Below are 13,541 nucleotides of genomic sequence, written 5' to 3'. Positions count from 1 at the left end.
CCTTAAATTTAGCATAAAAAAGAGTTGAAACTAAAAAATAAACGTTTTTTAGGCAGTGTGCCCACCAAAAGACCTATTTCTCAACTGCATGCTGCGCAATAAATTCCGAGGGCGACTCATGCATCACATTTCGGAAAACACGGTTAAAGTGCACAGCTGTATTAAAGCCGCACTGATACGCCGCTTCCGAAATACTTTCCACCCGATTGTTGACCAAGAGTTGACAGGCTTTTTCGATCCGGATTTCATTCAAAAACGAAACGAACGTCTTTTTGGTATGTTTCTTAAAAAACTTACAAAAGGCAGTTGGTGTCATATGTATAAGGGACGACACTTCTTCTACTGTCACATTTCGTTTGTAATGGTCAATGGCGTGTTTGATAACGGTATTGATACGCACCCCGTCCGAATCATGAAAATCCACTTTATGTAAGCCGGAATACAACGAGATCAACTGTTTCTCATGATAACGCAGGTAATCGAAGATCTCTAGAATTTTAATCAATTTATGTGCCCCTTCTTCCCTACTCAAGGATAAAAAAGCATCACGAATCGCCGCAGCATGCTCAGCGGGCAACAACTTGCTAGACGGAATCTGGTAAAACAAGCTACGGATACCCTGCAATTCAGCCATATCAAAGAAAGGTAACAGTTTCTCCAATGAAAAGAATAGGTGCACAATATGTACAGGTTGTTCTTCTTCCGCATGTTCACCTTTAAAAAACAAGTGTGGATCGTTGGGTTTGATCAAAAAAATTTCGTTTTCTAAGCAAGGCCGAATTAAGTTGCCAATCATGAATGAGCCATTCCCTTTCAATAGATAACTCAATTGAAATTCCCGATGCCGATGGTAGTAACCGTAAAATTCCGGTCCCATATCCTCCATGACATAAAATGCGCCATCTCCATGCGCAGGAACAGTAAACTCAATAGGTTTGCGGTAGTCTAGATTTTTCATAGCTAGGTAGCGTGATAACAAAGAAAGATGGGATCGATTATAAATCTTCACACCATCTTTTCTATACCAACGGGGCAGGATGTCAAGCGAAACAGCCTTCCAACTACCCCAATGCAAAACACGAACTGTAGATCGTTTATCCCAAAAATGGATAACGATAGTCTGTGTCTGGATTGAATGTTTCTTTGATTGTACGCGGAGAAACCCAACGTAAGAGATTGATCATTGAACCTGCTTTATCGTTTGTACCAGATCCTCTAGCACCTCCAAATGGCTGTTGGCCAACTACCGCTCCCGTACACTTATCGTTGATGTAAAAGTTACCTGCAGCATTGCGAAGCGCGTGCGTAGCTTCTTGAATAGCATAGCGATCCTGAGCAATAATCGAACCGGTCAATGCGTAGATCGATGTTTTATCTACCAATTCTAACGTCTCTGCCCATTTTTCATCTTCATAAACATAAACCGTCAACACCGGCCCAAACAACTCTTCCGACAATGTTTCATAGTCCGGCGTCTTGGCAAGGATGACCGTTGGATGGATGAAATAGCCTTTCGACTTATCGTAATCGCCGCCAATAACAACCTCTGCATCGGCGTTGTTTTTTGCGCGATCAATATACGATGTAATCTTATCAAACGCTTTTTCATCAATTACGGCGTTGATGAAATTACCAAAATCTTCTGTTCCGCCAATCTTAAACGATTGAATATCTTTTTCCATGCGCGCACGCAGGTCTCCCCACAGAGATACAGGGATATATGCTCGAGAAGCAGCAGAGCACTTCTGACCTTGATATTCAAAAGCTCCACGAACCAGTGCCGTATTTAAAACAGCGATATCAGCGGAAGGGTGCGCGAGAATAAAGTCCTTTCCACCTGTTTCTCCAACAATGCGTGGATAAGTCTTATAGCGATGAATATTTTCTCCGATTGACTTCCAAATGTTTTGGAAAACCCCCGTAGATCCTGTAAAGTGGATACCCGCAAAATCAGGATGTTTGAAGATGACATCGCCGGCATCGGGTCCCGACACATACACCAGATTAATAACGCCGTCAGGCAATCCTGCTTCCTGAAATACCTTCATGAGCACGTTTGCCGAATAAATTTGTGCATTGGATGGCTTCCATACCACTACATTTCCCATCATGGCCACACAGGAAGGAAGATTTCCCGCAATAGCCGTAAAATTGAACGGTGTCAACGCAAACACAAAGCCTTCTAACGGACGTTGCTCTACCCTATTCCACACGCCCTTGCTATTTGCAGGCGGCTGCTGGGCATAAATTTCACTCATGTAGGTCACGTTAAACCGCAAAAAGTCCGTAAATTCACATGCAGAGTCAATTTCTGCCTGATACGGGTTTTTCGACTGCCCCAACATAGTCGCGGCATTCAATGCATAACGGTATTTCGTTGAGGCGAGTTCGGCAGCCTTTAAAAAGATCGCTGCACGCTGCTCCCAAGGTAAGTTTTCCCAGTTTGCTTTCGCCGCTAAAGAGGCATCGATGGCCTGTTCTACATGTGCTGTCGTACCTTGATGATAATAACCCAGTACATGCTGATGATCGTGAGGTGGTGTAATTTTGCTTCTTTTATCCGTACGAATTTCTTGGCCGCCAATATACATAGGGATATCTGCTTCCTGCGCTCTAGCCGCTTGGATAGCTTCTTCCAACAAAGTCCGTTCCTTAGTTCCAGGCGCATACGAATAAACCGGTTCGTTGCTCGGTGCCGGAACATTAAAAAATCCTTTTAACATAACGCTTACTGTTTAAAATTATAGTATAAAGTTACCTATTTGAGAAAACAACAATTTTACAGATTATAGCTATGCATAAACCAATATTATCCAAAAAAACATTCAGTAAACAAAATTAAGGTAAATATATGTTATTTTAATACTTTTTGCCTTATTTATCCGCAATTCCTATGTTTTAGCCATTGCTCCGTTCAACGAGTACTATCAGCATCAAACAGAGAAGAAATCGTTCCTCGTCAACCGGCGTTGCAGCCAACTTGTGCACAGTAAATTTACGTCCAAAAAAGGACGGCTCTTTTCGCAACTCATACAATTCTACCCCCTGTTGGTTACGTAAGATATAGGAGGGATTAAATATATAGCCTGATAAAGCACCTAAGATAGGTATCTCGCCGAACAGACCATCCCACATCTTTGTCCATGGATTCTTTTCAGTGATGGTATGGTCGTGACGATCTATCGCATCCATAAGGTGGAATGTAGAACGCCAAAGCGAGCGTAGTGTTTTTCGTCGCACTTTGCCCACTACTCGCCCCGTATAATGCGTAATGGTGAATGTTTGTTGGAAATCAATCAATTTATTGGAAACGAGCTCATAAAGCAATTCGGATTTAGAAGAATCCCGATACACCTTAATGGTGTCTCGCCAAGTGAATATTTTTTCGCGGACGTAAAACAGACTGTGTCCTAAGTCGTCTGTCGCTTCAAAATCATTGGAAATAGTTCCAATCTTAAACTTAAAATGGAGCGGATAATTCTGGGACATAAAAGAAGCTTTTTCCATAACGTGACAAAAATATTTCCTTAAAAATAGGAATCTTTTTCAAATACAATATAGTCTGCCTGCGGATAGCAGGCGTCTGTGCATATACGATTCTTATCCTTTATTACAAAGAACTAACTCATCGTCACCAACGATGTAGATGACAGTTAATATTTTATTTTCAATTGCCGAAATACCTTTGACCACAACCAAATCGGCCCTACCGTCACAACGCGCCAGACGGCCATCAAAGATAATGTCGGGCGTTCTTTTTTTGCTAATAGCCAAATACCTATTGCTCCGAAAACAAGTATCAACAAACTAACCAACCATACCGCCGGTCCTCCATCACGCTCCCAATACTCCAATTGCACAATTAAAAAGCTCATGATACCAATGCTAAATAACATAGCGTAAGATAACGTCGGTGCCAAACGAAGATAAAGATAAATAACAATGGCAATATAGAACGAGCCCCAATTCAAGAAGTTTTGCATATGCATACGTTCTAAAAAAGCTAGCTTTGGAAATGGAATCATCCAAACAATCCCCATAACCCCAAAGAAAAATAACGCTAGGAACACGCCGTACAGTATTTTGTTGCCGTGGATTAAATATTGATCCAATTCATAAAAGTACTTATCCACAACTCTATCAAAAGCCGGCGTTTTTGTTCTCCTTTTATCGTTCTTTTTCATGCCCACAAAGGTACAGATAATTCACCAATTGCATTCTTCATGTGTCAAAATCCTCCTTTTCTATTTAGTTTTTTGCGATTCCTTTTTGTTCAACCAATAAAAAACCACAGGCAGTACCGTAAAGCTCAGTATGAGGCAGATAATCAAGCCTCCGACAATCATAATGGCTAAGGGTTTCTGGATTTCAGAACCCATCCCTGTCGACATCGCCGCTGGAAGCAATCCCATAGACCCCATGAGTGCGATCATCACTACCGGTCGTATCCTACTTTTTACCCCAACCTGTATAGCTGTTAACAGGGGAATCTTATGCTTAAGGTTGTCTCGAATAATCCCGATCAACACAATACCATCGATGGTCGCCACACCAAATAAAATGATAAAGCCAATTCCGGCAGAGATGCCAAAAATGGTGCCGGTGGCCCAAAGCGATATAAAACCACCGATAAAAGCGAAGGCCAAGGTCAGGGACGAAACCAATGTATCCTTAACATTTCCAAAATTGAAATAAAGCAATAATAAAATCAGCACCAAACTAACCGGAACAACAAGTGCGAGCTGACCAGCAGCGCGTTCTTTGCTTTCAAACTCCCCCGCCCATTCCATGTGATTCTCTTGTGGAAGATCAACATCCCTTGCCACGATCTGCTTAGCCTCTGCAATGGTACTCCCAAGATCACGTCCTTCAATACTGAATCCGACACCTATATAGCGACTATTCCCCTCCCGGTAGATGAATGCTGGACCTGTTTGGTAACCTATTGTGGCGATTTCCTGCAGCGGAATGCGCTGTCCATTGCTTGCTGGTATTAGAATGTTTTTGATCTTCTCAGGCGTATCCCGATAGGCCTCATTAAAACGTAATACGACATCAAACTGCCGGTCTCCCTCATAAAACTTTGTAGCCGCCTGGCCGCCTATGGTCATAGCGATCACTGCTTGCACATCGGCGGTGACCACTCCATATTTTGCCATTTTTGAATCATGCAGCTGTATACGTAATTCAGGCAAACCGATATTTTTGTACACATTGATATCCGTGATCCCGTCGACTTTTTGGATAGCGGTCGCTACCTTATCGGCATATTTTTCAAGATCGTACAAATCATCCCCAAAGACCTTTATGACCAAGGAGCTCTTCACGCCCGCAACATATTCCTCGACATTATCTTGAATAGGTTGACTAAAGCCAAAATTAATTCCGGGATAATGGTTTAGCTGCTCACGTAGCTCTTGAATGACCCTGTCCTTCGTCCTACCATTTCGCCACTCTTTTTCATCTTTCAATTGTACATTAAATTCAATATTAAAAAAACCTGTTGGGTCTGTCCCATCGTTCGGACGTCCTGTTTGCGTGAGAATGAAATCTATCTCCTCGCAGTTTTTTACCATAATGTCCTTCATCTCCTTTGTCAACCGCGTAGATTCCGTTAAATTCACGCTATTCGGCAATGTCGCCCTGATGTATATAGCGCCTTCGTTTAGCTTCGGTAGAAATTCCGAACCATAGTGTAAAAATTGGAAAAAACAGCCTCCTAAAAGTGCTATGAAAATAACTATTGTTGTCTTTTTATACGTAAAAGCGATATCGAAGAGGCCATAAATACATCGTTGAAAAAAGCGTGTCACCCAATTTTCACGCTCTTGCATATTTTTAGTAAACAACAGTTTACACATGGCCGGAACATAAGTCAAGCTCAAAATAAGCGAACCAAGCAACGCATATCCCAAGGTAAATGCCAGCGGTGTGAACATCTTCCCCTCCACTTTTTGAAAAGAAAATATAGGAAGAAGCGCCACAATCAGAATAAGCAGGGCGAAGAAAATATACGATGCTACGCCGCCGGCGCTCTTTTTAATCACGCCAAGTTTACTCATTTTAGCAAAACGTTCAGCACCGACACGGTGCGACAAGGTAGCCATCGCCACAAATACAGTCTCAACGATGACCAATGTCCCTTCGAGTAATAAACCGAAATCTAACGATCCCATCGAAATTAAATTGGCGGGTAGTCCCTGTATACGTAACATTAGGATAGCAAAGAGAAACGACAACGGAATGACAGATGCTACAATAAAGGTCGACTTCCAATTGTACAAGAATACAAACACAATCAGAGAAACCAATAATATGCCTTCTACCAGATTTCTTGATACCGTACGAACCGTGTTATCAACAAGTTTTGTCCGATCGATTACGCTCTCTATTTTTACGCCATCCGGCAAAGTACGGCTATTTAGTTCTTCAATCTTTGCTTTCAGATTCTCAATAACAATGGAGGGATTCTCGCCACGTAACATAATTACGATACCTTGTACTAGGTCGTCTTCCTCGTTTAAACCGACCTGTCCTAATCTCGGCTTATTTGAGATAACAACATCAGCGACGTTTTTGATAAGGACAGGCGTTGATCCATTCAGTTTAACCGTAATATTGCCTATATCTTCAAGTTTGTCCAACAAACCTACGCCTCGTACCACATAAGCTTGGTCACCTTGCTGGATCACATCTCCTCCTACATTCATATTGGATCGGGAAACGGACTCATATACATCTAAAGGAGATAGGTCATAGTTCTTAAGTTCAGTAGGATGAATCTTTATTTCGTATGTTTTTTCCTCCCCACCAAAACTCACAACGTCAGCTACCCCCGGCACGCTCAACAACTCCCGCTCAATAACCCAATCTTGTATGGCCGAAACTTCCTTCAATGGCAAATCACTTTTCACGACATATCGATAAATCTCTCCTGTGGCTCCCGAAGGTGGTTCAATAGCAGCATCTGCTCCATCTGGTAGATCTACGCCTCCCAATTTATTTGACACATATTGTTGCGCATAAAAATCGTCGACACCATCTTCAAATTGAATGGTTACCACCGACAAACCGAATAAGGAGATAGACCGTACAGTCGTTTTACGAGGAATGCTATTCACCTCTTTGGAAATCGGTAGGGTCACAAGTTTTTCCATTTCTTCGGCGCTCCGTCCCGGCCATTGGGTAATAATACGCGCCCGTGTATTGGTCACGTCCGGAAACGCTTCGACAGCAGTATACCGTAAAGCATATATCCCGCCAAAAAGCAGCATCATGACCATAAATAAAACGATAGTGGTGTTCCGCAACGAGAACGTTACGATCTTTTGTACCAGTTTTTTCATTTCTATTCTTCGTTGCTATTGGTTTAATTGATCAAATAATAACAACGCATTCGAAGCAATTACACGTTCGTGTGCAGCTAGTTTCTCAGCGATAAACGTATATTCTTCGTTCGCTCCTATGGTAGTAATTTGCCGAATAGCTAGTTGGCAATCATCCGTATATACAACGATATACTCCTTGTTATTATGGAATACCTTGGCCCGGTTTGGTATCGCAAAAGCAGAGTCTGTGCTGGTCTTCTTATTAATAATAATATCGGCACTCAGTCCTGGCATGAGATTGAGCTGCTGGTTAGACAAGACCACACGAGCTTTTAACACGTGTTCGTTATCGTCGAACACATGGTATATTTTGTCGATTTTGCCGATGTAAAACTGATCGGGGTAAGCTATTGTCCGTACCTTCGCCTCGTCTCCCACATGGATAAAACGGAGATTACTTGCATAGATATTTACCATGACCCAAACTTCCTTTAAGTTGGAAATGGCAAAAAGCGGGTCGCTTTCTGACGTGACACTTTGTCCAGTGCTAATAGACTTCTGAATGATGTAGCCATTCTTAGGCGCGAGTATATGAAAACTACCGTTTCCCGTAGCCCGGTACAAATGAAGGTTCTCATTAACCCGCTCCAAATCGATACGGGCATTTTCCAGTTCATGTTCTGCAGCAAGCACATCGGGAGTAGCAACAAGCCCATCGGCAGCCAATTGCTTTTTGCTGTTAACCTGTTTTTCCAACAAGACAATTTGATTCTCATGATACCGCTTCTGCTGATGAAGTTCCTGAATCTGTACCGATTTAATGGTAGCCAATACCTGACCTTTCTGGACGTAGTTGCCCAACTCAAATCCTACTTGTTCTACTACTCCTTCCAACAAACTACGGAACACGACGAGATCGTTTTCATTATATTCAATTTTTCCCGATAGAGTCAGCTGTTCTTGGATAGGTTGTTCGTGCACCTCCAGCACCTCTGTTGATCGTTTTAATTGCTCGTTCAAACAAAAAGCCTGCTTTCCGGCTTTGTCCTTTTTTTTCTGTTCTACTTTAGGCATACAAGAACTAAATAACGACGTAAATGCCACTGTCAGTACGATATAAATTGTATTTCTCATGATGTCTTAGAAGTCGATCCCGACTAGATATTGCAATTCTTCAAACGTATTGTTATAAGTATCCCAGATTTCGAAGCTAGCCTCTTGCGCTTCACGCACGGCTTGTACAAAATCTACAAATTCCAACAGGGTGATCTGTTTCAATTGTAAATGTTTACGGTAGTTGTCAATCATAATCCGCTGTTCTTCCAGGATCTCGGGCGTCCAATCGGCTAGCATACGTTCATATCGTAATAGCTGGTCACGCTGTTGCCGAATCGTAGATTCTAAAGTCCACTGCAGCGAGGATCGCTCCGCATGTGAAGCTCGAACAGCATACCGCGCAGCCTGGATATGGCCTTTATTCCGATTGAATAATGGCAGATCTAAGCTCACCCCAAGTCCTACAAAATCCTGCATAATATTTCCTCCACGATCGTAGCCCAATTGTAAGGTCAGGTCCGGTTTTCGATTTGCTTGTTCCAATTTCAGCGTGGCCTCTGCCTTTTCCACGCGTGTTGCCTGCTGTTTTAGTCCCACATTTTGTTCGAGCGCCAACGAAATCAAGTCGGCAGGTACTTGAACAATACGGCTTTCAAATGCGTTCCAATCCTTCAATTGGTCAAGCGACAGATCATCCAATTGTGTCAATAACCGCAAGGTGTGCAGCGAAAACGCCATCTCATCATCCAACGTCAACAGTTCTTTTCGCAGGCGCAACAACTCGGCTTGCACCCTTCGGTAGTCAGCCAGAGACACATTTTGTTCTTGCGACTGCCGTTGGTATTGCAGGGCGAGCTGCTCAAATAAAGAGACAATCGTTCGCAACTGTTGTTGACTGTGCTTTTTACTGCTCACATGATAATAAGTTTGTCGTAATTCCTTTTTTAGTTCGCGGACCAGTTCCTCAAATTCATAAACGGCCATACGTTGTTCAAACCGTTTGATCGCTATACGTTTTTTTCGTTTTCCAGCCGTTTCTACCAACTGTTCCAATTCGACGGAAATCTGTTGCTTCCCTCCATAGTTCCCAATTAACGGGGGCAGGTTTTCGCTGGTATGATTGGCCCAAAGATTAAATTCACTGACTCCGAAGCCCGGATTGGGCCATAGTCTTTCTTGCACCACCTCCGCTTCTGCCCGCCCGATCTCGTAACGAGCCGCAATCAACCGATAATTGTACGCTAGAAACTGTTGCTCAAGCTCCTTCAGGCCGTAGGGCTGTGCCTGAACGGACAAGGTATTCCACATACAAAAACAAAAAATATAAAAATATCTCACTTGTTTATCCTTTGGCACAAAACTAGGATTTACGTATTAAGGCGAATTTTGGGGTGGATTAGAATTTGATTAGAAATGAAGGAGAACTGTTGTTCCGGAAGTGCAAGAACTCAGTGTTAAACCAATCCCATGTAAGGTAAAAATCACCTGAGCCATGGAAAGTCCAACTCCTTTTCCTTGGTAATGTTGCGTATTTTGACCTCTATAAAAATTCTGTGTGATATTCGAGAGATCTTTTTCTGGGATACCGATACCACGGTCCTGCACGGAAATGACCAGATGATCAACGTCTTGTCGAAAGACGATTCGGACGAGCTGGTTATCCGAATACTTGATCGCATTTTCGACAATATTTCCAATAGCCAGCTCCAACAGTTTTTCGTTTCCTTGGATACACAGCAATGCATTATCAACCACCTGTATATCAACATCGATATGCGCGCGGTGGTATAGAATTTTATTTTCAATAACCTGCCATACCACTTCGTCGATCCGGATGCTGCTAAATTCAAAATTCGTCTTCGCACCCGATAACAGCATCATATGGTCCAAGGTTTCCTGTAGGTCCGTCGTATATTGCTGTAGTTGTCCGATCACGTGTGTGTATTCCTCGGCCGTGCGAGGCTTGCTTTTCGTCACTTCCAGCGTTCCCAGCAGAGCGGCAATTGGCGTACGTAGTTCGTGGGATACGTAATCAATGAAGTTCTTCTGCACGTTAAACGTTTCGGCAATACGTGTCACGAAATGGTTATAGGTCTTTACTAGATCTTCGACTTCAGTATAAGTCTTGAACAACGATAACGGTTCATTAAAGTTACGGCTATCCCGTTCTCTAATTTGTGCAATAATCCGGACGATAGGCTGGTATGCAATATAGCTCAGATACTGCGAGAAGAAAAATATAAACAGCAAGCCTACAAGAAAAACCGCTAAGAGAATATGGAACAAAGATTTCATCTGCGCATTGAATTCCCCTTTGGGCTCCCTCGTGATCACGACAAAATCGCCCTGGTTGTCTTGATAGAAAATACCGTTGTAAAAAAAATCATCAGTAGCAAAAAAGGCGATCTTTGCCATACGTACCTGTTGCAAAAAGGCTGGAGTGATCGCTTCGGTCGACCGCATGTCGCCGCTGTGTAGACGATCCAAACTGTCAAAAACCGCAATATTACGTCTTGAGATCGTTTTGTACAATTGGTTCTGCACATGGGTATGTTCCGATAGTGAAAGTTCGTCCTGTTCCAAATAGTAGATCGCGGCTAGCAACGATTTGCTTTCCAAGGACTGGTTTTCTTTTTCCCCCATTTGAGCATAATAAGCAAAGTAAATAAGCACCGAGAACGCCAAAATCACAACAGTAAATATGGCAACTGAATATAGAGACAATCGATGCTTTAGCTTCATGATCTACGATGCTTTGAACATATATCCCACTCCTTTCACCGTGTGGATATATTTTTTTCCGTTCTTTTCAATTTTATTGCGTAAATACGATATATATACATCGACCACATTCGTATGGTTGTCAAAAGTAATACCCCACACAGCATTTAGGATCTGCACACGAGCCACCGTTTTGTCGATATTCTCCACCAAATAATTCAGGAGCTTATATTCCCGTGGAGAAAGCTCAATTTTGTCGTCAGCCAGGAAAACGGTATATTGCTGCAAGTTGATCCGCAGATCCCCAAAATGATGCTCAGCCTTGGGGATATCCTGTTGCTGATATTGCTTTCGACGTGTCAATGCTTTTATGCGTGACAATAATTCATCAAAATGAAATGGTTTCGTCAAATAATCGTCTGCACCGTAGTCTAACGCAGAGACCTTATCCTGCACATTATTTAAAGCGCTTAACATCAAAATGGGGGTATATATTTTCTTATAGCGTAGAGTTTGCAACAATTGTATGCCATCCACGCCTTCTAGCATGATATCAAGGATAATGAGGTCCCAATTTATTGCTACGTAGTGCCTGAGTACGTCTTCCGCATTTTTACAGAGCGTCACGAGATATCCACACTCTTCCAATCCTTTGACCAAAAAGTTGCTGATTCGGTTATCATCTTCTACAACAAGAACTTGCATACACGAAAATTTCTTCAAAAATAAACATTTTGCCGGAAGCGGAGGCTTTTGGTTAAGATTCTAATCGACTTCTAATGCAGTCATGACATCAGGGTGATCAACCCCGAGACATAAAAAAGGGATATCTATATTAGATACCCCTTATCTTTATGGTTTAAAAACCTTATTTCGCGTAAGACACCGAACGTGTCTCACGAATTACAGTCACTTTAATTTGTCCAGGATACGTCATCTCCGTCTGTATACGGTTGGAAATATCAGCGGCTAAGATTTCAGCTTGTGCGTCAGACACTTTTTCTGATTCAACCACCACACGCAGTTCGCGTCCGGCCTGTATCGCGAAGGTTTTCTCTACACCCGGGTACGAAAGTGCTAGCTCTTCCAATTCCTTTAAACGCTTAATATAACTTTCTACAACTTCACGGCGAGCTCCCGGGCGAGCACCGGATATCGCATCGCAAGCCTGTACGACAGGAGAAATCAAAGATGTCATTTCGATTTCATCGTGGTGCGCACCAATGGCATTACACACATCCGGATGCTCTTTATATTTTTCTGCGAGCTGCATCCCTAAAATCGCATGTGGCAATTCTGGATTGTCATCAGGAACTTTACCGATATCATGCAAAAGTCCGGCACGTTTTGCATGTTTCACGTTGAGCCCCAGCTCAGCAGCCATCGTGGCCGCAAAGTTAGCAACCTCGCGTGAGTGCTGGAGTAAGTTTTGTCCATACGAAGAACGGTAGCGCATACGGCCCACCATACGGATCAGTTCCGGATGCAAGCCGTGGATCCCCAAGTCGATTACCGTCCGTTCACCGATCTCCACAATCTCGTCTTCAATTTGTGTCCGTGTCTTAGCTACCACTTCTTCGATACGAGCCGGATGAATCCGTCCGTCGGTCACCAAACGGTGTAAAGAAAGGCGTGCAATTTCACGACGAACAGGATCAAAACCAGAGAGAATAATTGCCTCAGGCGTGTCATCAACAATAATTTCTACGCCAGTAGCTGCTTCCAGAGCACGGATATTACGGCCTTCACGGCCGATAATTCGCCCTTTAATCTCATCGTTTTCAATATTAAAGATGGATACGGTATTTTCGATAGCAGACTCGGTTGCCGTACGTTGAATAGTTTGGATAACTACTTTTTTCGCTTCTTTAGAAGCGGTAAGCTTCGCCTCATCCACAATGTCCTTGATCTGCATAATCGCTTGCGAACGTGCTTCTTCACGTAGCGAGTTAACCAATTGCTCGCGCGCTTCGTCCGCCGATAGCCCAGCAATAGTTTCAAGCTGTTTAATATGCTGGTTTTTCAACTGATCAACTTCTTCCCGTTTCTTCTCGTTCACCTCAATAAGTTGATCTAGCTTCTTGTTCTTATTATCTAGTTCTTGTTTCTCGCGGTTGGCACTTTCCAATTTTTGATTCAACGATTGCTCCTTCTGGCGAAGGGTGTTTTCTTTTTGTGTCAACGTGTTGTTACGCTGGTTGACTTCTTTTTCGTGTTCCGCTTTCAGTTGTAGAAACCTTTCTTTGGCTTCTAAACCGCGCTGCTTTTTATGGTGCTCAGCCTGTTGCTCAGCCTCCTTAATGATTCGGTTCGCTTTTTCCTGTGCTGATTGTTCTTGCTTTTTGAAAACCAATTGTAACAAAAAACGACCAATAACAACACCTATAATTAGCGAAATTATAATCGAAATTGTTGTTGATAACTCCATTGTTTGTA

The 13,541-nt window shown here is 42.8% G+C and carries 10 protein-coding genes; all 10 read right to left on the bottom strand.

Going from position 1 to position 13,541, the window contains the following annotated elements; translation table 11 throughout:
• Positions 1 to 73: 73 nt before the first annotated feature.
• On the bottom strand, positions 74 to 958 hold the full coding sequence (locus tag ACFSR5_RS01435) for an AraC family transcriptional regulator (RefSeq protein WP_380899955.1): 885 nt from the start codon (positions 956 to 958) through the stop codon (positions 74 to 76).
• Positions 959 to 1,094: 136 nt separating this feature from the next.
• Complete coding sequence (gene pruA / locus ACFSR5_RS01430; protein ID WP_380899953.1) at positions 1,095 to 2,723, bottom strand: L-glutamate gamma-semialdehyde dehydrogenase; 1,629 nt, start codon at positions 2,721 to 2,723, stop codon at positions 1,095 to 1,097.
• A gap of 175 nt (positions 2,724 to 2,898) precedes the next feature.
• Entirely contained in the window at positions 2,899 to 3,489 is a 591-nt protein-coding gene (locus ACFSR5_RS01425) for a hypothetical protein (protein WP_380899951.1), read from the bottom strand.
• A 164-nt stretch (positions 3,490 to 3,653) separates the two neighbouring features.
• Entirely contained in the window at positions 3,654 to 4,184 is a 531-nt protein-coding gene (locus tag ACFSR5_RS01420; RefSeq protein ID WP_380899949.1) for a hypothetical protein, read from the bottom strand.
• A 60-nt stretch (positions 4,185 to 4,244) separates the two neighbouring features.
• On the bottom strand, positions 4,245 to 7,346 hold the full coding sequence (locus ACFSR5_RS01415) for an efflux RND transporter permease subunit (protein WP_380899947.1): 3,102 nt from the start codon (positions 7,344 to 7,346) through the stop codon (positions 4,245 to 4,247).
• 15 nt (positions 7,347 to 7,361) lie between these two features.
• Positions 7,362 to 8,462 carry an efflux RND transporter periplasmic adaptor subunit gene (locus tag ACFSR5_RS01410; protein ID WP_380899945.1) on the bottom strand — a complete coding sequence of 367 codons (1,101 nt, stop codon included), beginning with the start codon at positions 8,460 to 8,462 and terminating at the stop codon, positions 7,362 to 7,364.
• Positions 8,463 to 8,468: 6 nt separating this feature from the next.
• Entirely contained in the window at positions 8,469 to 9,692 is a 1,224-nt protein-coding gene (locus ACFSR5_RS01405) for a TolC family protein (protein WP_380899943.1), read from the bottom strand.
• A 99-nt stretch (positions 9,693 to 9,791) separates the two neighbouring features.
• Positions 9,792 to 11,126 (bottom strand): sensor histidine kinase, encoded by a 1,335-nt coding sequence (locus ACFSR5_RS01400; protein ID WP_380899941.1) that lies wholly within the window; start codon positions 11,124 to 11,126, stop codon positions 9,792 to 9,794.
• A gap of 3 nt (positions 11,127 to 11,129) precedes the next feature.
• The gene (locus ACFSR5_RS01395; RefSeq protein WP_380899939.1) at positions 11,130 to 11,810 is read right to left on the bottom strand and encodes a response regulator transcription factor; all 681 of its coding nucleotides are present in this window, start codon (positions 11,808 to 11,810) and stop codon (positions 11,130 to 11,132) included.
• 163 nt (positions 11,811 to 11,973) lie between these two features.
• The gene (rny, locus tag ACFSR5_RS01390) at positions 11,974 to 13,533 is read right to left on the bottom strand and encodes a ribonuclease Y (protein ID WP_380899937.1); all 1,560 of its coding nucleotides are present in this window, start codon (positions 13,531 to 13,533) and stop codon (positions 11,974 to 11,976) included.
• Positions 13,534 to 13,541 lie beyond the last annotated feature (8 nt).

It is taken from the genome of Sphingobacterium suaedae, from assembly GCF_042684625.1.
GTDB lineage: Bacteria > Bacteroidota > Bacteroidia > Sphingobacteriales > Sphingobacteriaceae > Sphingobacterium > Sphingobacterium suaedae.
Note: the sequence above shows the minus strand (reverse complement) of the source record. Positions and strands in the feature narration are given on the sequence as shown.

Excerpts from the sequence above, each read along its gene's own strand:
- ACFSR5_RS01435 (WP_380899955.1), bottom strand. The coding sequence starts at position 958 with ATGAAAAATCTAGACTACCGCAAACCTATTGAGTTTACTGTTCCTGCG.
- ACFSR5_RS01415 (WP_380899947.1), bottom strand. The coding sequence starts at position 7,346 with ATGAAAAAACTGGTACAAAAGATCGTAACGTTCTCGTTGCGGAACACC.
- rny (WP_380899937.1), bottom strand. The coding sequence starts at position 13,533 with ATGGAGTTATCAACAACAATTTCGATTATAATTTCGCTAATTATAGGT.
- ACFSR5_RS01425 (WP_380899951.1), bottom strand. The coding sequence starts at position 3,489 with ATGTCCCAGAATTATCCGCTCCATTTTAAGTTTAAGATTGGAACTATT.
- ACFSR5_RS01410 (WP_380899945.1), bottom strand. The coding sequence starts at position 8,462 with ATGAGAAATACAATTTATATCGTACTGACAGTGGCATTTACGTCGTTA.
- pruA (WP_380899953.1), bottom strand. The coding sequence starts at position 2,723 with ATGTTAAAAGGATTTTTTAATGTTCCGGCACCGAGCAACGAACCGGTT.
- ACFSR5_RS01420 (WP_380899949.1), bottom strand. The coding sequence starts at position 4,184 with ATGAAAAAGAACGATAAAAGGAGAACAAAAACGCCGGCTTTTGATAGA.
- ACFSR5_RS01395 (WP_380899939.1), bottom strand. The coding sequence starts at position 11,810 with ATGCAAGTTCTTGTTGTAGAAGATGATAACCGAATCAGCAACTTTTTG.
- ACFSR5_RS01405 (WP_380899943.1), bottom strand. The coding sequence starts at position 9,692 with ATGTGGAATACCTTGTCCGTTCAGGCACAGCCCTACGGCCTGAAGGAG.
- ACFSR5_RS01400 (WP_380899941.1), bottom strand. The coding sequence starts at position 11,126 with ATGAAGCTAAAGCATCGATTGTCTCTATATTCAGTTGCCATATTTACT.